Origin of the sequence: Brevibacillus gelatini, from assembly GCF_003710935.1 — a bacterium.
GTDB classification, from domain to species: Bacteria; Bacillota; Bacilli; order Brevibacillales; family Brevibacillaceae; genus Brevibacillus; species Brevibacillus gelatini.
The window spans coordinates 1-24592 of record NZ_RHHS01000029.1 but is presented as its reverse complement, the minus strand read 5'-3'; the positions used below and the strand labels follow the sequence as shown (position 1 = coordinate 24592).

At 52.1% G+C, this 24592-nt stretch carries 27 protein-coding genes and 1 pseudogene; 20 read left to right on the top strand and 8 right to left on the bottom strand.

Annotated elements, in window-relative coordinates; all coding sequences use genetic code 11:
* The first annotated feature begins 13 nt into the window (after positions 1–13).
* The 6 genes from EDM57_RS12720 (at position 14) to prpE (ending at position 5008) form a co-directional block, all read left to right on the top strand.
* Positions 14–697, top strand: a complete 684-nt coding sequence (locus EDM57_RS12720) for a PspA/IM30 family protein (RefSeq protein WP_122905124.1) — start codon at positions 14–16, stop codon at positions 695–697.
* A gap of 104 nt (positions 698–801) precedes the next feature.
* On the top strand, positions 802–1380 hold the full coding sequence (locus EDM57_RS12715) for a class I SAM-dependent methyltransferase (RefSeq protein ID WP_122905123.1): 579 nt from the start codon (positions 802–804) through the stop codon (positions 1378–1380).
* A 14-nt stretch (positions 1381–1394) separates the two neighbouring features.
* Entirely contained in the window at positions 1395–2279 is an 885-nt protein-coding gene (gene liaF / locus EDM57_RS12710; RefSeq protein ID WP_122905122.1) for a cell wall-active antibiotics response protein LiaF, read from the top strand.
* Positions 2280–2292: 13 nt separating this feature from the next.
* Positions 2293–3441, top strand: coding sequence for a HAMP domain-containing sensor histidine kinase (locus EDM57_RS12705; protein WP_122905121.1), 1149 nt, complete (start codon positions 2293–2295; stop codon positions 3439–3441).
* A 7-nt stretch (positions 3442–3448) separates the two neighbouring features.
* The gene (locus EDM57_RS12700) at positions 3449–4078 is read left to right on the top strand and encodes a response regulator (RefSeq protein ID WP_122905120.1); all 630 of its coding nucleotides are present in this window, start codon (positions 3449–3451) and stop codon (positions 4076–4078) included.
* 108 nt (positions 4079–4186) lie between these two features.
* Positions 4187–5008: a bis(5'-nucleosyl)-tetraphosphatase PrpE gene (gene prpE / locus EDM57_RS12695; protein WP_122905119.1), complete on the top strand. Its 822-nt coding sequence runs from the start codon at positions 4187–4189 to the stop codon at positions 5006–5008.
* A 5-nt stretch (positions 5009–5013) separates the two neighbouring features.
* Here the strand turns inward: prpE and EDM57_RS12690 are convergent, their stop codons facing one another.
* Positions 5014–5811, bottom strand: a complete 798-nt coding sequence (locus tag EDM57_RS12690; protein WP_122905118.1) for an N-acetylmuramoyl-L-alanine amidase family protein — start codon at positions 5809–5811, stop codon at positions 5014–5016.
* 152 nt (positions 5812–5963) lie between these two features.
* On the opposite strand from EDM57_RS12690, the gene EDM57_RS12685 reads away from it, so the two are divergent.
* Together EDM57_RS12685 and EDM57_RS12680 are read left to right on the top strand one after the other, a co-directional pair.
* Entirely contained in the window at positions 5964–6194 is a 231-nt protein-coding gene (locus EDM57_RS12685) for a YneF family protein (protein ID WP_122905117.1), read from the top strand.
* Positions 6195–6212: 18 nt separating this feature from the next.
* Positions 6213–6398 carry a hypothetical protein gene (locus EDM57_RS12680; RefSeq protein WP_122905116.1) on the top strand — a complete coding sequence of 62 codons (186 nt, stop codon included), beginning with the start codon at positions 6213–6215 and terminating at the stop codon, positions 6396–6398.
* An 84-nt stretch (positions 6399–6482) separates the two neighbouring features.
* On the opposite strand, the gene EDM57_RS12675 is transcribed toward EDM57_RS12680, so the two are convergent.
* A complete protein-coding gene (locus EDM57_RS12675; RefSeq protein ID WP_122905115.1) occupies positions 6483–7253 on the bottom strand; it encodes a TSUP family transporter in 771 nt (256 codons plus the stop codon).
* Between the two features lie 192 nt (positions 7254–7445).
* Between EDM57_RS12675 and EDM57_RS12670 the strand changes: the two genes are divergently transcribed.
* From EDM57_RS12670 to EDM57_RS12655, 4 genes are all read left to right on the top strand, one after another.
* Positions 7446–8054, top strand: a complete 609-nt coding sequence (locus EDM57_RS12670; protein WP_122905114.1) for a superoxide dismutase — start codon at positions 7446–7448, stop codon at positions 8052–8054.
* A gap of 221 nt (positions 8055–8275) precedes the next feature.
* On the top strand, positions 8276–9070 hold the full coding sequence (locus tag EDM57_RS12665; RefSeq protein ID WP_122905113.1) for a dioxygenase family protein: 795 nt from the start codon (positions 8276–8278) through the stop codon (positions 9068–9070).
* A 12-nt stretch (positions 9071–9082) separates the two neighbouring features.
* Complete coding sequence (sigJ, locus tag EDM57_RS12660; RefSeq protein WP_246005802.1) at positions 9083–9949, top strand: RNA polymerase sigma factor SigJ; 867 nt, start codon at positions 9083–9085, stop codon at positions 9947–9949.
* Positions 9950–10032: 83 nt separating this feature from the next.
* Positions 10033–10479 carry a carboxymuconolactone decarboxylase family protein gene (locus tag EDM57_RS12655; protein ID WP_122905111.1) on the top strand — a complete coding sequence of 149 codons (447 nt, stop codon included), beginning with the start codon at positions 10033–10035 and terminating at the stop codon, positions 10477–10479.
* A gap of 100 nt (positions 10480–10579) precedes the next feature.
* Here the strand turns inward: EDM57_RS12655 and EDM57_RS12650 are convergent, their stop codons facing one another.
* Positions 10580–11125 (bottom strand): pyridoxamine 5'-phosphate oxidase family protein, encoded by a 546-nt coding sequence (locus EDM57_RS12650; protein ID WP_122905110.1) that lies wholly within the window; start codon positions 11123–11125, stop codon positions 10580–10582.
* A 161-nt stretch (positions 11126–11286) separates the two neighbouring features.
* Entirely contained in the window at positions 11287–12282 is a 996-nt protein-coding gene (locus EDM57_RS12645; protein ID WP_122905109.1) for a metal-dependent hydrolase, read from the bottom strand.
* Positions 12283–12438: 156 nt separating this feature from the next.
* On the opposite strand from EDM57_RS12645, the gene EDM57_RS12640 reads away from it, so the two are divergent.
* Positions 12439–12732 carry an MFS transporter gene (locus EDM57_RS12640; protein ID WP_122905108.1) on the top strand — a complete coding sequence of 98 codons (294 nt, stop codon included), beginning with the start codon at positions 12439–12441 and terminating at the stop codon, positions 12730–12732.
* Between the two features lie 21 nt (positions 12733–12753).
* Positions 12754–13869, top strand: a complete 1116-nt coding sequence (mutY, locus tag EDM57_RS12635) for an A/G-specific adenine glycosylase (protein ID WP_122905107.1) — start codon at positions 12754–12756, stop codon at positions 13867–13869.
* 151 nt (positions 13870–14020) lie between these two features.
* Here the strand turns inward: mutY and EDM57_RS12630 are convergent, their stop codons facing one another.
* Together EDM57_RS12630 and EDM57_RS23335 are read right to left on the bottom strand one after the other, a co-directional pair.
* On the bottom strand, positions 14021–14179 hold the full coding sequence (locus tag EDM57_RS12630; protein WP_122905106.1) for a YrzI family protein: 159 nt from the start codon (positions 14177–14179) through the stop codon (positions 14021–14023).
* Positions 14180–14320: 141 nt separating this feature from the next.
* Entirely contained in the window at positions 14321–14473 is a 153-nt protein-coding gene (locus EDM57_RS23335; protein WP_170163446.1) for a hypothetical protein, read from the bottom strand.
* Positions 14474–14972: 499 nt separating this feature from the next.
* On the opposite strand from EDM57_RS23335, the gene EDM57_RS12620 reads away from it, so the two are divergent.
* From EDM57_RS12620 to EDM57_RS12595, 6 genes are all read left to right on the top strand, one after another.
* Positions 14973–16940, top strand: coding sequence for a methyl-accepting chemotaxis protein (locus EDM57_RS12620; protein WP_122905104.1), 1968 nt, complete (start codon positions 14973–14975; stop codon positions 16938–16940).
* A gap of 272 nt (positions 16941–17212) precedes the next feature.
* Entirely contained in the window at positions 17213–17971 is a 759-nt protein-coding gene (gene fabL, locus EDM57_RS12615) for an enoyl-[acyl-carrier-protein] reductase FabL (RefSeq protein WP_122905103.1), read from the top strand.
* A gap of 110 nt (positions 17972–18081) precedes the next feature.
* Positions 18082–18495, top strand: a complete 414-nt coding sequence (locus EDM57_RS12610) for a GNAT family N-acetyltransferase (RefSeq protein WP_122905102.1) — start codon at positions 18082–18084, stop codon at positions 18493–18495.
* Between the two features lie 49 nt (positions 18496–18544).
* On the top strand, positions 18545–19081 hold the full coding sequence (locus EDM57_RS12605; RefSeq protein WP_122905101.1) for a DUF402 domain-containing protein: 537 nt from the start codon (positions 18545–18547) through the stop codon (positions 19079–19081).
* Between the two features lie 150 nt (positions 19082–19231).
* The gene (locus EDM57_RS12600) at positions 19232–21019 is read left to right on the top strand and encodes an ABC transporter ATP-binding protein (RefSeq protein WP_122905100.1); all 1788 of its coding nucleotides are present in this window, start codon (positions 19232–19234) and stop codon (positions 21017–21019) included.
* A 23-nt stretch (positions 21020–21042) separates the two neighbouring features.
* A complete protein-coding gene (locus EDM57_RS12595) occupies positions 21043–22263 on the top strand; it encodes an MFS transporter (protein WP_122905099.1) in 1221 nt (406 codons plus the stop codon).
* A 343-nt stretch (positions 22264–22606) separates the two neighbouring features.
* On the opposite strand, the gene EDM57_RS12590 is transcribed toward EDM57_RS12595, so the two are convergent.
* Together EDM57_RS12590 and EDM57_RS23755 are read right to left on the bottom strand one after the other, a co-directional pair.
* The gene (locus tag EDM57_RS12590; RefSeq protein WP_122905098.1) at positions 22607–22963 is read right to left on the bottom strand and encodes a DUF6572 domain-containing protein; all 357 of its coding nucleotides are present in this window, start codon (positions 22961–22963) and stop codon (positions 22607–22609) included.
* A gap of 861 nt (positions 22964–23824) precedes the next feature.
* Positions 23825–24244 (bottom strand): annotated as a pseudogene (locus EDM57_RS23755) (DUF4280 domain-containing protein); the annotation flags it as partial.
* Positions 24245–24592: the final 348 nt, after the last annotated feature.

Here is a 24592-nt window from a genome sequence, read left to right as displayed (position 1 = left end):
GAGGAATTTAAAAATGAGTATTTTCAAACGTCTGCGTGACCTGACAGTAGCTTCGGTGAATGATGTTCTGGATTCGATGGAAGATCCGGTAGTCATGCTGAATCAATACATGCGGGATATGGAAGTGGAAATCGGACAGGTCGAAGTGGCTGTCGCCCGCCAGGTAGCACTGGAAAAGAAATTCCGCCAGCAACTGGATGAAGCAAACGCTTTGATCGAAAAGCGCGACCGCCAAGTGAAGCTCGCGTTGACAGAAGGGGAAGACGAGCTTGCCCGCCGCGCTCTCGCGGACAAAAAGCAGTTCGAAGCTCGCGCAGCCGAGTACGAAACCCTCTATCTGGCAGCTTCCGAGGCCGCTACACAAATGCGTGAAAAGCTGGCCGAGCTGAAGGAAGAATTCTATAAAATGCGTGCAAAAAAATTCACGCTGATGGCACGGGCACAGGTAGCCCGCACGCAAAAGCAGGTAAATCAAGCGGTAGCAGGGATTGGCAATCAGTCCGCAGGCCGCGGGTTCGCCCGGATGGAAGAAAAAGTGTTGCGCATGGAGGCAGAAGCACAAATGAGCGGCCAATGGCGCCATACGAACCTCGCCTGGGAAACGGCGTTGTCTGAGCTGGAAAAAGGTGATCTGGATGCGGAGCTTGCAAGCATCAAGGCATCGCTGCAGGAGAAAAAAACGGCTTCCGCCCAGTAGGAACAATCTTGATTGGACAGGAACTGGGGGAGCGGTTGTAGAATAGAGTGTGTCAATCAGGCAGCCTGTTTAGCAGGCTGCTTTTCCCCTAGGAGGTACGATTCTTGGCAGACTTCATGGTCTTTTTGCGAAGGTTCATCGCTGAGCCTGGGCGTGTAGGCAGCGTGATCCCCAGTTCGCGGTTTTTATGTGAGCGAATGTTGAGCAACGTCAATTGGGATTCAACCGAAGTCATTTTGGAACTGGGACCTGGCACGGGCGCTTTTACCCAAACCATTTATCAAAATATCAATCCTGGTACCGACTATGTGCTTGTGGAGCGTGACAGCCAGTTTCGATCCATCCTTCAATCACGCTTTCCTGATCTGCCTGTCAGGGAAGAAGCGACGAGACTCGGACAATATTTGGAGGAGCTGGAGCTTGGCAAGGCAGATGTCATCATTTCCGGCCTGCCGTTTGCCAATTTCCCGCCAGAGTTGCGAACAGCGATCCTGGACGAAGTGCAAAAGGCATTGAAACCAGGCGGTCTGTTCATTACATTCCAATATTCGCTACAACTCCAGGCTGAGCTGCAGGCGCGTTTTTCCTTGGTAGAGACAGACTTCACCTTGCTGAATATCCCACCTGCATTCATTTATACATGTCGTAACGGACGAAGTGAAAATGATCGGCATGGGGCGTAAGAGAGGAGACTTTTGTGAAACTGTCCCGCTTGCACACAATGTTGGCTGGCGTCCTGATTATTTTGACAGGAATCGGCCTGTTATTAGACAGTTTGCATATCATTTCGTTTGATCTGTTTGATCTGTGGCCGATGGTGCTCGTCTACTTCGGCGTTCGCCTGTGGGGAAAAAACAAACGGATCAGAGGCGGCATTCTGTTTTGTTTAGGGTTTATCATTGCACTCGATATGTGGTTTGGCATCGGCGTAGACGATGTGTTCCGGCTCGCTGTGCCCATCCTGTTTATTTATTTTGGCTTTCGATTGATTCGCGGCAAGACCAGAGAAAAAGGCAACCGTCCACCCCTCCCGCCGTTTCCGGCTCAGGACGAGATGACTGCTACCCCCATGGGCAGGGGGAGGGATCATCAATCGGGCGGGATACGTCAGGAAGCTGCCCAATGGCTGGACAGCTTGAACAAATGGAAACCTTCACGCGGCAAGCTCCCTGGGCAGGAGGGAGCATCTGTCTACCGTGAACGGATTTTGCCCAAAGATTCCCGCAGCTCGTTGATCGGGGATTACCATTTGACCTCTGGACGTTTTGAGCTGAGCGCCCTGCATGTCTGGCACGGGATCGGGGATGTGGTCATTGACCTTTCCCGCGCAGTGCTGACGCAGGATGAAGCGATGCTGATTGTGGAAGGCTGGGTGGGAGATGTCACGATCTACGTTCCGGTCGATCTCCCGGTTTCCGTGAACGCCGAGCTGAGTCTGGGCGATCTGGAAGTGCTGAGCCACCGCCAGGGAGGAATCAACCGCAGTATTATCATTCGCTCCGATCAATACGAAGAGGCGGCTCAAAAAGTGAATGTGCATATCTCGCTGCTAGTCGGCGATATAAAAGTCAAGTACATCTAGGAGGTACTGGCAGATGCGTCGACAGCGATTGGCGAGTATTCAGTGGCAATATGTGCGCTACGGCGTCCTGCTTGCCGGAAGTGCAGTGATCGTTTCGTTTATTTGTTTCTTTTGGCTCTATTTCGTGTGGAAGGATATGCCGGAGGTGCATCGCTGGTACAGCAGCCTGATCGGCAATCCGAAGGTAGTGTTGTGGGTAGAGGAATATTTGGGGCTGACCTTGCCTGAACAGCCTGGCGGGCTGGTGCAGCTGGCGGCTTTTGTCGTCGCGCTTCCGGTCGGTGTGCTGGTCGCGCTGATTATATCCTATATTGTCGGAAACCTGTTGAAAAAGCGGCTCAGCGTGCTGTGGGAAGCCGCGATGAAGCTCGGACGGGGAATGCTCTCCTACCGTGTACCGGATTTGGGAGTCGATGAAGTCGGGGAGCTGGGCTGGCAATTGAACCGCTTGGCCGCACAGTGGGAGGAACAGGTTGCGTCCTTGCAGCGTCTGTCCAATCACAATGCGGACCTCGCTGAGCAAGTAAAGCAGGCAGCCGTGACAGAGGAACGGCAGCGCCTGGCACGCGAACTGCACGATGCGGTCAGTCAGCAGTTGTTTGCGATCGCCATGACGACGGCGGCGATGCGGCGGCTCGTGGAGAAAAATCCGCAGCGCGCCGCCCAGCAGATTGAACTGGTAGAGGAAATGGCAGCGGCGGCGCAGGCGGAGATGCGGGCGTTGCTCTTGCATCTTCGTCCGGCCACGCTGCAAAACAAGACGCTGAAGGAAGCGATCCTCGAACTTTTGGAGGAGCTGGAACGGAAAAATGCGATGGAGCTGACGTGGGAGATTGAAGACGTCGAAGGCTTGCCGAGCGGCATTGAGGACCATCTGTTCCGGATTTTGCAGGAGTCGTTGTCCAATACGCTGCGGCACGCCAAAGCCAACCAGATAGCGGTCAAGCTGTTTACCTTGCAGGAGCAGGTGCGGCTTCGGGTGACAGATGACGGTGTCGGCTTTGATCCGGACGGAGAAAAAATGACGTCGTACGGCCTGCGCAGCATGCAGGAGCGGGTAGCCGAGGTAGGCGGCTCGATGGAGATTTATTCAGCAGTCGGCAAGGGAACGCAAATCGAAGTGCGGATTCCCCTGATGTCACAGCCGGAACGGGAAGGGTGAAAATTTTGTGATTCGCGTATTACTGGTAGACGATCATGAGATGGTGCGGATGGGGCTGGCTGCTTACCTGTCGACCGAGGATGACATCGAGGTGGTAGCAGAAGCGGGCAGCGGAGAAGAAGGCGTGCGGATGGCAGTCGAACTGCGGCCGGATGTCGTACTCATGGATTTGGTCATGGAGGGCATAGGCGGTGTGGAAGCGACCCGGCGCATTCGCGAAGCTTGCCCGGCAAGCAAGGTCATCGTCCTCACCAGCTTTATTGACGATGAAAAAGTATATCCGGTCATCGAAGCGGGCGCTTTCAGTTATTTGCTAAAGACCTCGCGTGCGGCCGAAATCGCCAGGGCGATTCGCGCGGCTGCAGCCGGAGAGCCTGTACTGGAGTCGCGAGTGGCAGGAAAAATCATGGCCCGTTTCCGGCATGGGCAGGAATCGCACCCGCATGAGCAGCTGACCCCGCGCGAGCTGGAGGTTTTGAAGCTGATCGGTCAGGGCAAGTCCAATCAGGAAATTGCCGATGAGCTGATTATCGGGATCAAAACGGTAAAGACGCATGTCAGCAATATCCTCGCCAAGCTGAATGTCGAGGACCGCACACAGGCGGCCATTTACGTACACACGCACAATCTGGGCTAATACGGTGAAAAAAGCGAAAAGCTCCTTGTGACAGGGAGCTTTTTTTGAGTTTTTTTTGCGGATGTGGTAAAGATAGTAAGTAATAGACCGGGAAAGGAGGGACGGGCTATGAGGCACAAACCTCAGACACGCTCCAAGGTGCTTTCGGCGGACAATGGCGTGGATATTGTCGGAGATGTCCACGGCTGTTATGACGAATTTATAGAATTGATCCAGCTTCTGGGGTACGAACGGAGTAAGGACGGCACCTATCGTCACCCTCAGGGACGAAAGCTCCTTTCCCTTGGAGACATCACAAGTCGCGGGCCGAATTCCATCAAGATGCTGCAATTTTTTCACCTCCACGTCACAGCCGGACTGGCAGAGATGGTGGACAGCAATCACGGCTGGAAGATTGCTCGCTGGCTGGACGGAAGGCCTGTTACCCTGGCGCACGGCGATGAAAAGGTGGAGGAGGAACTGCGGCTCTACCTGCAAGAGTTCGGGCCGAAAAAAACGTCCCTTTTGCGGGAGCAGAGTCGACGCCTGCTGTTCTCCGCGCCCTCGCACATGCTGATCCGCCGCCATGACAAGCTGGAAGCTGTTGCCGTTCACGCCGGAATCAGAGATGACTACATCGGGATGGAATCGCCGGCTGTCTATACGTTTTGCCGTTACGGGGACGTAGCCGGGACCGGGCCTGATGGCCGTCCGATCCGCAGAGAGTGGGCGAAGGAACGGAAAGTGACAAGCCCGATCATCGTCTGGGGGCACGATCCCCATCCGGAGCCAAAACGAAAAAACGGCACGATCAACATCGACCAGGGCTGCGTGTTTGGCGGAATGCTGACCGCCTATCGCTTTCCGGAAGACGAGGTGTTGAGTGTGCCGGCCAAGAAAAATTATTCAGGCCTGGCGGATACGCCGCTGACTCGTTATAAGGCCGATTGAGTATTTTATTTTTTCAACAACTCGTACAGGCGCTTCAGGATGATGGCCTCGGCCCAGAGCGGCAGAGGCTTGTCAGCCTGGCTGCGCCAATCTTCGCTGGTTAAAAGCCCCTGCTCAAACAACCAGTCGATACCTTCCTGCTTCCAATCCGGCAACGTTCCGCCACCTCCGTTTCCAGGGCTGGCTGTTGGCGAAGGGGTGGGAGCGGGAGTAGGGGCCTGGGTCGGAGCAAGTGTTGGTGTGGCCGGAGGACGGTAAGGCTGTTTGGTGTATTCGCAAAAAGCGCGGACGACCGCTTCGGCGAGCTTTTTCCAATCCTTGGCGAGCTTGTCGGTATCCAGCGGGTTGTCGGCGAAGCCGTACTCAATAATCACGGTTTCGACACTGCCGGTTTCCCTGTGCATGAAGTAGTAATCCAGATTGGAATTGTTCGGGAGCGTCCGGGTGAAAATCCGGCGATTGGGCATTCCCTCCGCTGCCAGCTCCTTCTGGATGATGCCGGGAAAGGTAGCGGTGCCATAGATCGAGTAAATGACCTCGGAGCCTCGGCCGCCACCTGCGTTGACATGGTTGGATATACAGTAGCGGGCCCCGCTGTTTCGCACAAGCGCTGCCCGCGCATCGCTGGAAAGCGTCGTATCGTTTGTTCGCGTCATCGCGACCGGAATGTTCAGTTCCTTGAAGCGATTGAACTGATACAAAGAAATTTGCAGAGTCATATCCTTTTCGAGAAACAGCGTATTGTTGCCGCCGCCAGGATCAAGTCCACCGTGGCCGGCGTCCACGATCAGAATAGGAGCCATTTGTGCTTCACCTCTTGTTGTCAGAATATGCGCAAGTTGGCCAAGATGGCTTGGGGCAGTCTCATCAATTTCGCGTGTTGCCATGTACAGAATGCCCATCTATGGTACAATGAAAGAGTTCGTAACTACGCAAAGAGGATGGTAATGTATTGATGGCTTGGTACAACTGGGTAATCCCGATCGTTACACTGTTACTCGGCCTCGTGGGCGGTTTTGCCGGAGGCACCTATTACTTGAAAAAACAATTGTCCAACATGCAGATGGACGAAAAACAGCTGCAAGCCATGGCCCGTTCTATGGGGATGAATCTTAACCAAAAACAGCTGAAACAAATGAGTCGTACCATGAAAAATATGAAAATGCCAAATAAATTCGGAAAGTAGTGCGAAGGGGGTGTCGTGATGGGACCGACCCGTCTGCGCTACACGATGATCGGTTTTATTGCGGGAGTCTTGATCGTGTATTTGAAAGATTTGCCTATAGGGGAAGGAATCCGATTCGCAGCACCTTTTTACGGAGCGGGTATCGGTCTTCTCATCGACGGCATCATATTGCGCATGAAGCAACGAAAAGGAAAAGAAGAGTAGGGGAGCTTGGCTTTTGCCAGGCTTTTTGTTTTGGGGCATGAAAAAGCCGGATCGCCATGCAAGAAATCCGGCTGGTGCCCTTTTTTAATGGGTAAAAATCAGTTCGTAAATCATTTTGGTAATCAGGGTAATCGACACGATCAAAAACAGCGGGCGGACGTAGCGGACCCCGGTCTTGATGGCGACTTTGGCGCCGATGCTGGCACCGAGCAGCATGGCCACCCCCATGACAAGCCCGGTCAGAAAAATGACTTTGCCCTCCACACAAAAGACGAACAGCGCAGAGATGTTGCTGGCCAGATTCAAAATCCGGCCGTTTCCTGCCGCGATCACGAAATCATAGCCGAACAGCAGCACCATCAAAAACACGAAAAAAGAACCGGTACCCGGTCCGAAGAAGCCATCGTAAAATCCGATCAAAAAGGTAAAAGGAATGCCAAGGCCAAGGGTAAACCTGGTCATCCCTTTGTAGTTGGAGTCTTGACCGAACCGTTTGTTGAACAAGGTATAGACAAAAATAAGCGCCATCATCACGATGACGAGCACCTTCAGCAACTCCTGGGGAACGAACAGCACCGTTTTGGCTCCGAAATAAGCGCCCACGAGCGAAACCGGGAAGAGAATGAGCATCATCTTCTTGTCGTATTTGCCTGAGCGGATAAAGGTGAACGAGCTGGTCGCAGAAGAGATCGTCCCGGCCAGCTTGTTGGTGCCGAGCGCCAAATAAGGCGGCATGCCCAGACCGAGCAGGGCAGGCAGGGAGATCAGACCGCCGCCGCCGACCGTGCTGTCGATGAAAGCGGCGACAAATCCGAAGAAAGCGAGAAATAATACTGTCACGAAGTCCATTTCCATGAAATCACCTGATTCTCCAAGTATGTAATAATCCAAGTCTAGCACTCTCCCTTTTGATTGCAAGCTGGAAATCGTTGAAAATGTGTTGCTAGATTAATATACTTTGCATACCGATTTGTTGTAAAAGTGGGTGTCTTGCAGTATAATAAGGGCGTAGCTTGACCTATACATATTTTGAGGAGGAATGTTACAATGGCACATCAACTTCCTGCATTGCCTTATGCACATGACGCACTGGAACCTCATATCGACGCGCAAACCATGGAGATCCACCACGGACGCCACCATGCTACTTATGTGAACAACCTGAACGCAGCTCTGGAAGCACATCCTGAACTGCAACAAAAAAGCGTAGAAGAGCTGATTAGCAATCTCGACGCTTTGCCTGAGTCCATCCGCACTGCAGTTCGCAACAACGGTGGCGGACATGCAAACCACTCCCTGTTCTGGGAAATCCTGAGCCCGAACGGCGGCGGCCAACCAACTGGTGAACTGGCTGACGCGATCAACGCGGCTTTTGGCAGCTTCGACAACTTCAAGGCTGAATTTGCAAAAGCGGCAACTACCCGTTTCGGCTCCGGCTGGGCTTGGCTGACTGCTGAAGGCGGCAAGGTAGCAATCTCCTCCACTCCTAACCAGGACAGCCCAATCATGGAAGGCAAAACGCCTATCCTTGGCCTGGACGTTTGGGAGCATGCTTACTACCTGCGCTACCAAAACAAACGCCCTGACTACATCAACGCATTCTGGAACGTAGTAAACTGGGATGAAGTAAGCAAGCGTTTTGCCGCTGCGAAGTAATCTTGGCTTTTTGCCATCATAAAGGCTTGTTGCATCTTTTGGGGGCGACAAGCCTTTTTCTCGTGTCAAAAAGCGCAATACTGCTACTGTGTCGACGCATCGCGCAAAGCTTCGGGTGTGCATGCTTAATTTTTTCCACAGGATAGTAATACGGGCAAAGATCGGTTATAATACTTACGAAAAGTAACCTGGTTTAAAAAATATAGAGGGGGTTTTTGCCCATGATGCCATCTTTGTTCGTTGCCCATGGCGCTCCACTGCTTGCGATTGAAAACAATTCCTATACACAGGCATTGAATCAACTGGCCAGCCAACTGCCGCGCCGTCCGCGCGCGATCGTGATGTTTTCCGCTCACTGGGAAGCTTTTGACCAGTTGGTGGGGACGATGGAGACGTTTCCGACGATTCACGACTTTGGCGGCTTTCCGCAAGAGCTGTACGAGATTCAGTACCCGGCAAAAGGCGACGAAGCGATTGCCCGGGAGGCGGTGCAACTGCTGCGCGACGCAGGCGTGCCTGTCGGCCTGAACACGACGAGAGGGCTCGATCACGGACATTGGGTCGTGCTGCGCCACATTTTCCCGCAAGCGGATGTGCCTGTCGTGGCTATGTCCGTCAATCCGAATCTGACGGTCATGCAGCAGTACATGATCGGCAAGGCACTCAGCCCTCTGCGGCAAAAAGACGTGCTGATAGTCGGGTCTGGCGGCACGATCCATAACTTTTCCTACCTCAACATGCGCGAGACATCGGAAGGCACCTTCGACTGGGCCTTGCAGTTTGAAGACTGGCTGCAACAGACGTTGACCGCGTGGAAGGTCGAGGATTTGGCGCGTTATCGCGAGCTGGCGCCGCATGCGGAAAAAGCGGTGCCTGTATACGGAAGCGAGCATTTTGTACCGCTCGTGTACGTGATGGGAGCAGCAGACGATGAGCAAACAGCGCAGCGGCTGCACATGAGCTTTCGCTACGGCAGCCTGAGCCATACGATCTGGAAGTTTGGTGAAGCCAGATAAATGAAGGAGAGCATGGAGCAAGTTTACCGTAAGTACAAAGGCCTGATGTTTTCGCTCGCTTACCAGATGACGGGCTCTGTGGCGGAAGCAGAGGACATCGTGCAGGAAACGTTTGTCGCCCTGGCTGATGCCAACATCAACGATATTTTGCATGTGAAAAGCTATTTGTGCAAAGCCGTGACAAACCGCTGCCTGGACACGTTGAAATCAGCCCGCTGGAAGCGTGAGCAGTACGTGGGAGAATGGCTGCCCGAGCCGCTGTTTGACGATCGCGGGGCCCATGATCCGTTGCATGCGGTCATCGCAGAGGAGTCGGTATCGTACAGCCTGCTCGTCTTGCTGGACACGCTCTCTCCAGCTGAGCGTGCCGTCTATGTGCTTCGGACGGCGCTAGACCTGGAGTATCGCGCGATTGCGGAGATGCTGGACAAAACAGAGGCGAGCTGCCGCAAGCTGTACAGTCGCGCCCAGCAAAGGCTGAAAGCATCGGGCTTGCCGCAAAACACGGTGCCTGCCCGGTCGCGCAAGCTCATCGAGCAGCTGATCCAAGCGATTTCCCGAGCGGACGCCACGGCTTTGGTGCAATTGCTGACAGAAGATGCCGTCCTCATCAGCGACGGCGGCGGAAAAGCCAGAGCGGCCCTGCGTCCGATTTTTTCCGGCAAGCGGGTGGCGGCGTTCTGGCTCGGCGTCTGGCCGAAATGGGCAGATCATTCCGCGATCGAGATACGCTCCATCAACGGGGAGGATGGCATCGCGGTTTATTCGCAAGGCGAGTTGAAAGTGACCATTCAGCTCCGTCTGAGTCAGGAGAAAGACCGGATCGAACGGATGTACATGATCGTCAATCCGGAAAAATTGGCTCATCTGCAAAAATAACCTGCCGCAATCGGTCACAAAATCGGGAGGCCACTCGTCTTTGAGGTTGAAAGACCAAATTCGAGTGGAAAGGAAAGATAAACATGCAAGCAAGATTCAACTACCGCCAAGCCGACCCCCAAGCGTTCCAAACCATGCTGCAACTGGAGAAATTCGTTCACGAGTGCGGGCTCGACAAGAAGCTGATCGAGCTGATAAAAATTCGCGCCTCGCAAATCAACGGATGCGCCTTTTGTCTGGATATGCATACACAGGATGCGCGCAAGCTTGGCGAGACAGAGCAGCGCATCTACCTGCTGAACGTCTGGCGCGAGGCTGCTGTCTATACGGAAGCGGAGCGGGCGGTTCTGGCCTTGACCGAGGCAGTGACGGAGATTTCGAAGGGTGGCGTTTCCGATGCCCTCTACGAGCAAGTGCGAAAACATTTTGACGAGAAAGAGTACGTCAACCTGTTAATGGCGATCAACACGATCAATAGCTGGAACCGGCTTGCGATTGCAACAGGCATGTCTGCTCCGTACAACCGCTAAGGCAGACGGCCGGAGCAGCGAGCGACCACTGAATGCGAAAACGACACGTACCTGCGAAAAGGGGCGTGTCGTTTTTGCTTTGCTCATGCGTTTAATGGCGCTATACGTCCATTTCCACTTTGCGTCCCGGATAAAAAAGCTTTTCCTCAGAAAGCGGGTTGCCTTTGGCCGTGAGCGTCTCCGGCGTGATGCGGAAAATGGCGGTCGTGCTGCCCATGGACGAGCGGTATTTGAGCACGTGCTGCATAGACAGCGGCTCGGAAAAGTAGCCGGGCACGTATTTGTCCAGCAGCGCCTGCATCGCATCGCGCATTTCGGACGGCTCCTGCACGCGTTCAATCGTCCCCGACAGAAAGACGCTCATGTACGCCGTATCCACATGGGCAGGCACAGGCGCAGCGATCGTGCCGTACTCTTCGCAGACGCTGAAGCAGGCCCGGCTGTTGGCGTTAATCATCTCGACCTTGCGACCGGAGTCCGCGCCGTGAAAGTAAATACAGCCGTTCCACCAGGCAAAATTGAGCGGCAACACATACGGCTCGCGTTCATTGGCCAGCCCGAGATGACCGACTTTGGCCTGCTGCAAAAACTGATTGATCTGCTCCTGGTCTGTAATCGTGCGTTTGGAATAGCGAATTGGTATCATGTAAACCCCTCCAGTCTGACAGCTCAGCGTTTTTTGGTGTAGCTTGATCGTAGTCGGTTTTTGACTTGGTAAAAAGGTGCAATTTCTAGCAAAATGAGCAGGTCAGATGCAAAAAAACCGCCCTTTTCCAAAAAGAGCGGTTGTCAGTCTTGTCTTGCGGGCTATCCGGGTTGTCGCTTGGAGTCCAGCTTTTTGGCGAGCTGTTCCTCTCCGCGGTGAATCCAGCCGACAAAGGAGTCCCGGATATTCAATTCGTAGTCCAGATGGACGACGGCAACGAACATGTAGTGGCTTTTTCCTTGAAAACGGGAGCGGTAGCGCAGGTCAATCCATTTTACCTCGTAGCCGAAGGGGCGTTCCTTCGTTTCTACGTGAACGTGGTGCGTGAAGGAGAGGAAGGATTGGACCTTGCTGCTTTTTTTGGCAGCCGCGATCACTTCGGTTTCCGGCTTGATGGAGAAAGTGTCCAAAATGACTACGTCGCCGGAGTGCACTTCGCCCACGTACCAGTGCTGCTCGGTTTTGGCGACAAACGTCCAGTGCGTCCAGGAAAGGGTAGGGATAATCGTGTACATGCCAGGCTTGCCGATGCGTGCGCGCACCAGCTCTGTCGTCCGTTTTTGCACCTGGATGCGCCAGTAGTAGTACACGGCGATTACGAGGTAAATCAAGAGAAAGCTTCGTCCGGGGTGTGCGCCCGCTGCCCAGAGCATGAAGCCGACGAGGTGTGCGGCAAAAATGAACGGGTCAAAAATGAAAATGGCGTTGAGGGCGACCCATTTATCGCGAAACGGATAGAATCCCTTCGTTCCATAGGAATTGAACAAATCGACGAAAACGTGCAGACAGACGGCCAGAAAGATCCAGCCCAGCAGATGCAGCCAGGAGGTCTGCGGCATCAATGCCTGAATGAGCACAAAAATGGCTCCTGTCCATAAAAACAAGGCTGGTACGGAGTGAGAAACGCCCCGATGGTTGCGTATATAGGCAGCCGTGCCGCGGAGGCGGACCAACCCATCCAGATCGGGTGCTTGCGAACCGATGACCGTACCGATCATGACGGCTTCGGCAAGCGAGGGAGAAGAAGCTACGACGGGATCAAGGTAGGCGAGCCCGGCCAATCCGAAGCCCATGGCAAAGTGTGTGGCAGTATCCATGGAATCGTTGTCATCCTCCTTTCCTTCCAGGCTGTCGTTATTGTTTATTATAGCGTGTGAGGCGACATAATTCCCTTTTCTGCTGAAAAAAATTGTGAGCTTGTTACCGCTTTTGCAAACAGGGTATGATGAAAAGATCAAGGAGGGACATGTCGCATGCTAACCGTGTTTATCGAATACAAGCTGCAACCGGAAAAACGGGCGCAGGCCCTGCAACTGCTCGCCTCCATGGCTGAGAGCATGGAGGCGTTGGGCGCGCGCCAGTACCGCTGTATGGAGGGACTGGATCAGCCGGGCTTGTTTGTCGAAGCCTTTGAGGTTGCGACCGTGCGCGAATACGAGAAAATCAAGGCACACCGTTTGGCAGACCGCGCGTTTTGCGACTGCGTAGCGGGCGGAGCGGACAAGCTGCACGTCTGGGCGTTTCGTCCAGCCGGGCTACCACAATAAAAGGAGCAAGACGACAACGAAATGGCAAGGAAAAAAGAAACCGGCTTGCGGTACACTCTCCCCGAAGAGTTTCACGTGTTCGGCTTTTCCCAGGATTTGCTGGCCTGGTACGACTCGCAAAAGCGCGATCTGCCGTGGCGGATCAATCGCGACCCGTATCGGGTGTGGGTGTCGGAAATCATGCTGCAGCAGACGAGGGTAGAGACCGTTAAGCCTTATTATGCGAATTTCATGGAGAAATTTCCGACGGTTGTTGATTTGGCAAATGCACCAGAAGAGGAAGTGTTAAAAGCGTGGGAAGGACTTGGCTACTATTCCCGCGCCCGCAATCTGCAGGCGGCAGCGCGCGAGGTGACGGCTCGCTACGGGGGAGTCGTGCCGGACACGCCGGAGGAAATCGCCACGTTAAAAGGCGTGGGGCCGTACACGGCGGGGGCGATTTTAAGCATTGCCTACGAAAAGCCGGAGCCTGCCGTGGACGGGAACGTCATGCGCGTCTTTTCCCGTCTGCTGTACTTGACGGATGACATCGCGAAGCCCGCTACCCGCATCAAGATCGAGCATCTTGTGCGTCAGGTGATCCCGGAAGGCCGTGCGGGTGATTTCAACCAGGCGCTGATGGAGCTGGGGGCGATGGTCTGCGTGCCGCGTACACCGCAGTGCCTGACCTGTCCGGTGTTCGATTACTGTATCGCCCGACGGGAAGGCGTGCAGGAGGAACTGCCGATCAAGGGCAAGGCGAAACCGCCCCGTCCTGTCGATCTGCAAGTGGCGATCATCGAACGCGACGGCAAGGTGCTGATTAACAAACGCCCCGATCAAGGGCTTTTGGCAGGCATGTGGGAGTTTCCCATGGTGGAAACAGAGCAGCAAAACAATACGGCCAAAGCAGAGGCGCTGGCGCGTGGCATCAGCGAACGATTCGGAATCGACATCGAGGTGCTGGAGCCGCTCGGCGCGGTGCAGCACGTTTTTTCCCATCTGCAGTGGAACATGCAGGTCTGGTCCTGCGACTGGATTGAGGGCGGCGAGCTGCCGGGCCATGCACGCTTTGCCGCCTGGAACGAGCTGGATGCGTACACGTTCCCGATGGCCCACCACAAAATTCGTGAGCTGCTCGGGAAACAAACGAAATAGCGTACCACTTTTGAAAAGGCTGTCGAGGTTCTCCCGGCAGCTTTTTTGTACATTTTCCAAGCAGGCGCAGGCGGCTTGCGCCTGGTATGTTTTTCAAAAAAAGAAGACCACGCCGCAACGGGCATGATCTTCCTGGATGTGATCGTGTGGTTTATCGGTAGAGGAATTCCGGAAACTGCATCGCAATCTGATGCTTCTGCTCTTCCCATTCAGCGATCGCTTTTTGCTGCAAATACCGTTTTTCACGCTGCTCAGGGGTCAGTTCCCGTTTCTCGATGATAATCGTGAAGAAAATCATTGGAATGTACATGAAGGTCCACCTCCCATTCCTTTTTTGTCGTGCAGTCAGCCTCCGTCTATCGCTTTGACTCCTGTGAATCTCATCATCTGACGTCTTTGTCTGTTTTTCATAAAAACATCCCTCCCAGTGTAGAATGTGACATGCAAAAAACTAGATGCGGCTAACCAATTGTGCGGCTTCAAAAGCGTGAGCCTCAGCGCGTTCTTCCAGATAGCGGGCGCGGGCATAAGCTGCCTGGCGTTGTTTTCGGCTAACCTGTTTGCGCTCGATCTTGACAGTGAAAAACAAGAAGTTCAGTACCATGTCAAATCACCTCCTCTCAATATGGAAAAAAATGGATATGCATCGCCAAGAAAAAGACCACGGGCTTACTGCCTGCGGTCTTTTGGCGTCACAAAGAAAACGAAAGACCACAAGCCACAACGCCCATGGTCTGGTAATTGACGAAAGAGAATGCGAAAGACACGAATTCATCTACAATTCGCCGGCCCAGGAGGCGTTGCTATATGCAGTTTTGGCAACGAACAGACGATCAGTGAATGCAGTTGAAAAAGCAAGTGCAGTCATCATGTTGTAGCCTCCTTCCTTTGAATAGTAGTAGTGTCGTAAAACATAGCCTTAGGATATGACATTTTTTTCTTGTTGTAAAGCACTTTTTACCTATTTTCTGAAGTAAGTCAATTCTGAAAATAATAAAATATAATAAAAGGTAAAGTGATGTGCGATTATTAGTTTAGTCAGCGTGGTATAGTGGGTAAGTATATCAGACATGAGAAATATGCGAAAAAGGTGATGAATTAGGATGAAATTGCCAAGACTGACGGTTCGAGCAAAGCTGATTGCATCGTTCTCACTCATCTTGACTATTCCTGTGCTCACACTTGGCCTGCTCTCCTATCAGAGCGCCAAGGACCGTCTGGAGGAGCAACTGCTGATGACAGCCGCCGAGAACGTTCGCTTGGTGGACGAGCTTTTGGATCGGACGCTGGAGGCTCAATCACGCGATTTGAAGCTGATTGCCGCAGAGGTCGGAAGAGATCAGCTGACGGAAGAGATGAGAAGCCTGACTCGCACAAAGCTGCAAACCTTCCACAAGCTGCATCCGGATATAGGAGAGGTGTACATCGGAGAGGAAAACGGCAAGATGTTGATGTCGACAGACGCCAAGCTGTCTGCCGGCTTCGATCCGCGTAAACGCCCCTGGTACCAGGACGCAATGGCTCAGCCAGACAAGACAATCATTACTGATCCTTATATTGATGACGTTACGGGCAATGTCATCGTAGGTTTGGCCAAAGCTTTGTCTGATCGCTCTGGCGTTCTTGCAATCGACATTCAGTTGACCTCACTCAATGAAACCGTGAAGCAAGCAAAAATCGGCAGCAAAGGATACTTATCCATTCTCGATGCAAACCGCAAGCTGCTGATCCATCCGACAGGAACTCCAGGTTCTGATGTGAAGCTGCCGTGGGTGGAAGACCTTTACGCCCAGGCAGTGGGGGTATTTGGCTTCAGTGATGAGGGAAATGACGCGAAAGCGACTTTTGTCACCAATGGGCAGACAGGCTGGAAGCTGATGGGCGTCATGTACCGCACAGAGGCAGAGACGGCCGCAAGCCCGATCTTTTCCAGAACGATCCTGGTCATTGCGATCACACTCGCCGTCGGAGCGGGTATCGTGTTCAGCATTTTGCGCTCGTTATTGCGCCCGCTGCGGCAGTTGACAATCGCGTCGGAAAAAATGAGCCAGGGTGATGTCACCCAGCAGGTGGAAGTCAGAAGCCAGGATGAGCTTGGCGTGCTGGGCAATTCGTTCAACCATATGGCTCAATCGCTGCGTTCCCTGCTTTACTCTGTAAATGATTCTGTCCAGCAGCTGGCTGCATCCGCCGAGCAGCTTTCGGCAAGCGCAGACCAGACGAGCAAGGCAACCGAGCAGATTGCAACGACGATGCAGGACATGGCGACAGGGACAGAGCAGCAAGTGTCGCATACCCAAAAGAGCACCGAGGCAGTCGGACAAATGTCGCAGCGGATCAACCAGATTGCCAACTATACGCAGGAAGTATCCGAGACGGCAAGAAAGACAGCAGCCGTTGCGGCAGAAGGAAACCGCTCTGTACAAGCGGCGGTGCAGCAAATGACAGCTTCCAGCGAATCGATCCTGACTCTGGCAAAAGTCGTGGACAGCCTGGGAGGACGCTCGCAGGAAATCGGAAAAATTGTCGATGTCATTACCACGATTGCAAGCCAGACCAATTTGCTGGCGCTGAATGCGGCCATCGAGGCGGCGCGGGCAGGCGAGTCCGGCCGCGGATTTGCGGTCGTAGCAGACGAGGTGAGAAAACTGGCTGAGCAGTCCTCTGCGTCGGCTGAGCAGATCAGCCAATTGATTGCGGCGATCCAGCAGGAGACAGACCTTGCCGTTGAGGTCATGGAAAAGAGCAAGCGGGAAGTGACGGAGGGAATCGAAAAAGTGTACGAGGCTGGACATTCGTTTGAACAAATCCAGTCTGCGGTCGAAGACGTGGCGCTTAAAATCGGCCAGGTTTCCCAGGCCTCGCAAGACATTTCCGAGCAGACCCAGCTTGTCGTCGAGCTAATCAACCATATTTCCGATGTGACCATGCAGGCTTCGGACGGCACACAGAGCGTATCCGCAGCAGCAGAGGAGCAGCTCGCGTCCATGGAAGAAATCGCGTCCTCCGCGATGTCTCTGGAGCGATTGGCAGAAGGTCTCCAGGATCAGATCGGCAAATTCAAGATTTAAAGGCAAAAAACCCGGTGCAAGAGACTGCTTGTCTGCCTTGCAGCCGGGTTTTTTTCGCAATATGCGCTCAAGCGTGAAGCGGGTCTGGCGGCTCATCCAGCCCCGCTCGGCAGGCTTTCGCGTGTTAAGTACGGCTGTTTGCGGCAAGGCTAAGTCAAAAGGAGATTTTTGCTCCCGGTAGCAAAAGCAGGAGGGGAGTTGTATAATGAAAAGGTGATTTTGACTTATTAGTACCTGCTATTAATAGTTGGTGTGTAGGAGGCATTGCTTTTATGAATACGACAAAAAAAGTGGCGTTGGTGACTGGCGGAACGCGCGGGATCGGCAAAGCGATTGCGTTGCAGTTGGCTGAACAAGGCTACGATCTGGTTTTGAACTATTTGCGCAACCGTTCTGCCGCGCGAGAAACCGCTGCTGAGCTGGAAGCAAAGGGAGCGCGCGTACACCTGGTCAAAGCAAACGTAGGTGACGTAGAGAAAATCAAGGAACTGTTCGCGGAAATCGACCGGGAGTTCGGTCGTCTGGACGTTCTTGTCAACAACGCGGCTTCCGGCGTTCTGCGCCCGTTGATGGAACTGGAAGAAAGTCATTGGGACTGGACGATGGAAATTAACAGCAAAGCCCTGTTGTTCTGTGCGCAAGAAGCGGCAAAACTGATGATAAAAGGCGGAAACGGCGGGAAAATCGTCAGCCTCTCCAGCCTTGGTTCCATCCGCGTGCTGGACAACTACACTGCGGTTGGTGTCTCCAAGGCGGCTGTAGAAGCGATCACGCGCTATTTGGCAGTCGAGCTGGCACCGCACAATATCGTTGTCAATGCTGTTTCCGGCGGCGCTGTCGATACAGATGCACTCAAGCACTTCCCGAATCGCGAAGAGTTGCTCAGCAGCTCCGCACAACGCACACCGGCAGGACGGATTGTTGAGCCGGAAGATTTGGCGAATGCGGTTATGTTTTTGATCTCCGACAAAGCCTGGATGGTACGCGGACAAACCTTGATTGTGGATGGCGGCATTTCTCTTTTGACCTAGTCTGGGTGGATGCGGTTCCCAGGAGTTGGCGACTTTAACGTCTCACTACACAAGACAAAGTTGTCCATGTGTTGTACAATAGAGGAAGAAGGTTACGAAGGAGGCAACGTATGCTGATTCGTCCGTTTCGGCTCGGTGACTATTCGGCTATCACAAGTATCTGGCAACAGACGGGTTTGGACCAATCGGACACGGAGTCGTTGAACGATTTGGCCCAACAGTTGGCATGGGACAGCGATTTGGTTATGGTGGCAGAAAAAGACGGCAGAGTTGTAGGGGTCGTGGTCGGCACCATCGACGGGACACGCGCCTATTTTTACCGACTGGCTGTTCTTCCCGAGATGCAAGGCACCGGTATTGGCCGCCAACTCGTGGCTGCCATCGAGAAGCGCTTCAAACAGCGAGGCGTCAACAACGTCCTGATTATGGTCAATCAGGCGAATCCGGAAGTCCTTCCGTTTTACCTTTCGCTTGGCTATGAAGTACAAAAATTTGTTACGCTTTCCAAAAAGCTCTCTTCCTAAAAGGAGGCTTGTCCCCATTCAAATAGAGAAGAGAAGAAAGGGGAGAGTCATGTCACCAACTCCGGGCTCCACTATCCGCATTGAAAGCTATAAACACGACCATTCACTGCACCGCATCTGGGACAAATCCACGCTGATCCATACCAGTGATGCGGTGGTGATTGGGGGAAATGATCGGGTCAAAGTGACAGAAGCAGACGGGCGGGAGTGGCGCACGCGCGAGCCGGCCATTTGTACATTCGGCCGGGGGCAGTGGTTCAATACCATTGCCATGATTCGCGACGACGGCATTTACTATTACTGCAACATTGGTTCGCCATTCAGCCTGAAGGGGCAACTGCTCAGCTACATAGACTATGATCTCGATGTAAAGGTGTTTCCCGACATGACTTACTCGATTCTTGATGAAGAGGAGTTTCTGTTGCACAGCAAACAGATGAACTACCCTCCGTTTGTCGTGGAAAAAGTACAGACAGCGCTGCGAGAAGTGCTGGATTGGGTAAGAGCGCGCCGCGGCCCTTTTCAGAACGGCTTTGTGCAACGCTGGTACGAACGGTATCTTTTAGTGCGAGACGATGCGGAATAATCCCTTTCCCGTAATTCGGGGGAGGGATTTCCTTGTCCTGTGTACTGTGTGAAAATCGAATAAGACGAAGCACGATCGCATACGTGCAAATTTGGCTGTGCCTGAACGAATCGGGCACAGCCAAGTTTCTATGTAAAGGAGGTATGCTGGTTGAGCATACGCCGCTATTTGGCATATGTCATGCCTTATTGGAAACAAATATTGGGCACCATATTCATAGGCATTATCAAATTTTCCATACCGCTTGTTCTGCCGCTTCTCATCAAATACGTGATTGACGACCTGCTGCCCAGCCCGTTGCCCCGCGAGGAAAAGCTGACGCAGCTTTTCTGGCTGATGCTTGCCGCCTTTTTGCTATTTACAGTGGTGCGTGCGCCTGTCGAGTACATACGCCAGTATTTCGCGCAGTGGGTGGCCAGCAAAATATTGTTTGATATTCGCAATCAGCTGTATGTCCATTTGCAGCGTCTTTCGATGCGCTACTACAACAACACGAAGACGGGCGAGGTCATTTCCCGGGTCATTAACGATGTGGAATCCACGAAAAGCTTTGTGGAAACCGGGCTGATGAATCTGTGGCTCGATTTGATTACGATCGGGCTGACGCTTTTTATTATGTTTTCCATGGATGTAGAGCTGACCATTGTCGCCATCGTCGTGTTTCCGTTGTACAGTTTTTCCGTCAAATACTTTTACAAAAGGCTGCGCCAGCTGACGAAGGAGCGCTCTGCGGCGTTGGCTCGGCTGCAAGGCTATTTGTACGAGCGCGTGAACGGCATGTCGCTGATCCGCAGCTTTGCGCTGGAAAATCACGAGAGCAAAGGTTTTGCCAAGGAAAACAACCAGTTTCTGGACAAAGCGCTGGAGCATACGCGCTGGAATGCGCGGACGTTTTCTGTCGTCAATACGGTCACGGATATTGCGCCGTTGCTCGTCATCGCCTATGCCGGCTACCAGGTGATCGGCGGCAGCATGAGTGTAGGGACTTTGGTGGCGTTTTACGCCTATTTGGAGCGTCTGTACACGCCGCTGCGGCGTCTGGTCAACTCCAGCACCGTGCTGACGCAAGCGATCGCCTCGATGGACAGGATGTTCGAGTTTCTCGATGAGTCCTATGACATCGTGGACAGTCCCCACGCTGGCGAGCTGCCTGTTGATCCGGCGACGGGACGTATCCGGGGGGAAATTCGCTTTGAAAATGTTTCGTTTCGCTACCGGGAAGACGGCCCCCTCGTTTTGCAGGACGTCAACCTGACGATAAAGCCGGGCGAGACTGTCGCCATTGTCGGGATGTCTGGCGGCGGCAAGTCATCCCTGATTAGTCTGTTGCCGCGTTTTTGGGACGTGACAGAAGGGCGGATTACAATCGATGGCATTGATATTCGCGATCTGAAGCAGCAAAATTTGCGCCATCATATCGGATTGGTTCAGCAAGACAATATTTTGTTTAGTGAATCTGCCAAAATCAATATTTTGATGGGGAATCCCGATGCCGATCAGCAGGCTGTTGAGGAAGCGGCACGCGCTGCCAACGCGCATGAATTTATTAGCGAACTGCCCCAGGGCTACGACACAGAGCTGGGTGAACGTGGCGTGAAGCTGTCTGGGGGGCAAAAGCAGCGGATTGCCATCGCACGCGTTTTTCTGCGCAATCCGGGGATTCTCATTTTGGACGAGGCGACCTCCGCGCTTGACCTGGAGTCGGAGCACATGATTCAGGAGTCGCTGGCACGCCTGACGAAAGGCCGGACGACGCTCATCGTGGCGCATCGCCTGTCCACGATTACTCATGCGGACAAAATCGTCGTCATGCGCGAGGGACAGATTGTGGAGCAAGGCAAGCACGAAGAACTGCTTGCGCAAAAAGGAGTCTACCATAGCCTGTGGAGCGTCCAGGACTTTGGAACAGCGCCTGAAGCAGGCCCGCTAGGTGATTGACCAGGGGGAATGGAGGAAATCTGATGGAGATATGGCGACGCAATTTATACGTGCTGTGTGGATCGCTGTTTGTCGTCATGGTCGCGATGAGCATGATTATGCCGTTTTTGCCGCTCTACATTCAGCAAGACTTCGGGATTGACGACCCGCACCAGGTGACGGCGTGGGCGGGAATTATTTTCGGGGCCAACTTTTTGACGGCAGGTCTTGTGTCCCCGATCTGGGGCAATCTGGCTGACAAGCACGGGCGCAAAATCATGATTTTGCGCTCCGGCTACTTCATGTCGATCACCGTTGCGTTGACGGGCTTTGCCGGAAGCCTCTGGCAGCTTTTGGCGCTGCGCCTGATTAACGGGCTTGTCGGCGGCATCATCCCGGCCAGCACGGCCCTTGTAGCTTCCTCGGTGCCGAAAGAGAAGATCGGCTGGGCACAAGGATTGTTGCAGTCGTTTGTCACGGCAGGCACAATCATGGGGCCGCTTTTTGGCGGAGTGCTGGCGGAGAGAATCGGCTTCCGCATGATCTTCGTCATTACAGGCAGCATGCTGCTGCTCGCGACTTTGGTCATTACGTTTACGGTAAAAGAGAAGTTTGTTCCGCCCGAAAAAAAGGACCGCTCCAGCTTGAAGGAAGATTTTCAGATGATCTTCTCGTCCAAAGAGCTGCCGGCACTCTTTTTTGTAACCGTGATGATCCAGTTTGCGCTGTTCAGCATCGTGCCTGTCTTGCCGATCTATATCTCACAGTTGCTCAGCTCGGAAGGGGAGAAGGTCGCGCTGTGGGCGGGAATAGTCCAGGCGGCGATGGGGATAGCGAATGTGTTTGCCTCTCCGCAGTTGGGACGGCTGGGGGACCGCTTCGGCTCGCAAAAAGTGCTGTTGTTCGCCTTGCTTGCGGCGGCCTTGCTCTTTATTCCGCAAGGGCTGGTCTGGACGGTGTGGCAACTGGTCGTCTTGCGCTTTTTACTCGGGCTGTCGCTAGGCGGCTTGCTGCCTTCGGTCAATGCGCTGCTGCGCCGCGCAACACCTGCCCATATGGTCAGCCGGGTCTACGGCTACAACAACAGCTTCGTCAGCATCGGGAGCATGCTCGGACCGATGATCGGCGGCTTTATGGCCGGGTATGTGAGCATCAACGGCGTGTTTTTCATGACGAGCGCCTTTTTGTTCATCAACGCGGGGTGGGTGTACTATAGCTTTTTCCGCAATAAATCTGTACAGTCTACAGGGTCTGGAATGGAATAAGGGCTGGTACGGCATGTCTGGCCATATGAAAAAATACGCATTGCGCTAGTCGCAAAGTTTGCGCGACAAACGCAATGCGTTTAAGGAGTCACTCGGCAAAAATACCTTACATCATCACCACTGGCGGCGATCAGTAGCGGATCAAGGGGCTGTCGCAGAACTTCCCCATCGTCCAATCACATGAACTCATGCCCGCCAGTGGCTACTTTTTAAGCCTGACACTCGAAGCATCGTTTTCACGTTTATTCAAAATTTTGATAAACTCTTCTGTATCTAGGTAACAAAAAAGGACGTTGTTTATTCGTCCAATATCAAAAATACATGTTATGAAGTTATGGGGTCATCAGAAAATAACCTTCCAGTTTTCCTCGCCTTCGGGATCCCATTCCATGCATTTTAAATGGTAGCCTGCATTTCGGACAACCTCTGCTACTTTATGTAGAAATCCTAAACCTTTTAATGGAATTTCGTATTGAGAGCAAAGCAAGATGTCAATTTCACAGCCGTTATATTCGGGAAAGTCGCTATACATCTCACCACTTTCAATGTATGACAGATAGACATTTATCTTTTCTTGTAGATCATAAAGATGTTGCATTTCATCTGTCCAATCACTCTTATCAACTATCGTTAAAACAACATGCCCTGTTTCTTTATCTGTACCAATTTTATCTATTCTATCTAAATCACGGATACCCATTTAATCATCCTTCTTCCCTTTTCGAAATAAATTAAGTAAGTCTTGTGGTCGTATGATATCAATTTTGGTAGGTGGAATCCTGGTTCCTTTTGTAAACGGTGGCTTACCTTTCCCGACTACTACACCACCATCTGTTTCGATTTCGGGAAAAGCTTTTTTTTGATTTTTCGTAAGTGGTGCAGTTTTGGACGATTTTCCTTCTGTTATTTTAATTTCTCCAGTTTCTTTATCTGTTCCAATAAAATCTACTCTGGTTTTTGTTCCACTATGAGTTTTTATGGTAACTTGTCCAGCAACGTTTTGTTTTTCCTCTAATTTTTTCTCAAGTTCCTTCTCGAATAGTTTACCATTTTCCCTGTTTCTTTCCAATGTTGATGCCTTATTATTTGATACTCCACTTGTACGACGAGACTTTTTGCTTAATAAACTACCAATTAAGATTCCACCTTGATAACCCTTTGTTATTAGTCCAAAACCAAGAGGATCATCTTTTATTCTCTTCTCTACATTTGCTTGGGCTATTTCCATAACTTGATTATTTGGTATGTATGAAGAAGTAGCTTGTAAGATTTGATCTTCTGGTACACCAGAATCACGCAACCGTTGCCGTAAATTTTCAGCCTTCCTTGCATATTCCTGACGCTTCTCCTCTGATGTTGCTTCCTTTTCCTTTTCCATCAGTTCATTAATTGTCCAATTTGCCGCTATTTTTTGATTCCAGTTATTGCTTTTATTGTTTTGCACAGTACCTACACTTGGGATCAAGCTATTCGTTTCAGACAGTGGACTTCCCTTAGTAAGTATGGTTCCTACTTCATCTCTACTATTCACTGGTTTAGCTTGCTTGCTCACAGTGAGACTCAACGCTTGTCCATCATCCTCAATTTTAATTATGCCAGCATACAGACAGCAGTTTGTGCATTTGTTTAATAGAGCAGGATGTCCTTCGACAAGAACATCAGTTTTTCCGTCTATCCAAGGCATTGTTGTCATAGGTGTACAAGGTTGAGGTGTTAATACCCCGTTGTTAGCAGCTGTAGCTGATGCCACAGCTGGATTTGCTAAACTACTGCATTTTCCAAACGGCATGATGTTTACATTTGGGACGTAATCCATAATGTTCATCTGTGGCTTTCCTTTAATGTATACGCCATGACTGAAAGGCATTTTTAACCTATTAAACTTATCACCGAAGCTACACGAAAGGATTGCACCAGCAACTACATAACTTTGTTTTTCACCCGTTTCAGCTACAATGTTAATGCCTTTAATAAGAGACATTGATTATCTTCCTCTCTAATATGTATAAAAAATATTATTCATGCCATTGTTATGGTTCACCTCGAAAAAATAACAAATTTATACATATTTTTTGAAAATATCATATTCAAACAATAAGGTCTAATATCCATTTACCTGTTTATGGTAGGTCTGGTATCCTAAACTATTCAGTAATTCCAGTGTGTCCTTTCCATGGTCGAGATGCCGTTTGCAGGCAATATGATCGGTGAAGGTAGCAAGCCGAGGGCGTTCTAGCGGGCTGTGGCAGAGGCTAAACAAATCAATGCGTCGCTGAAGGGCAGAGTGTAGTAGCTGGATGAAAAAAGGAGCTGTCTCAAACTACCATGG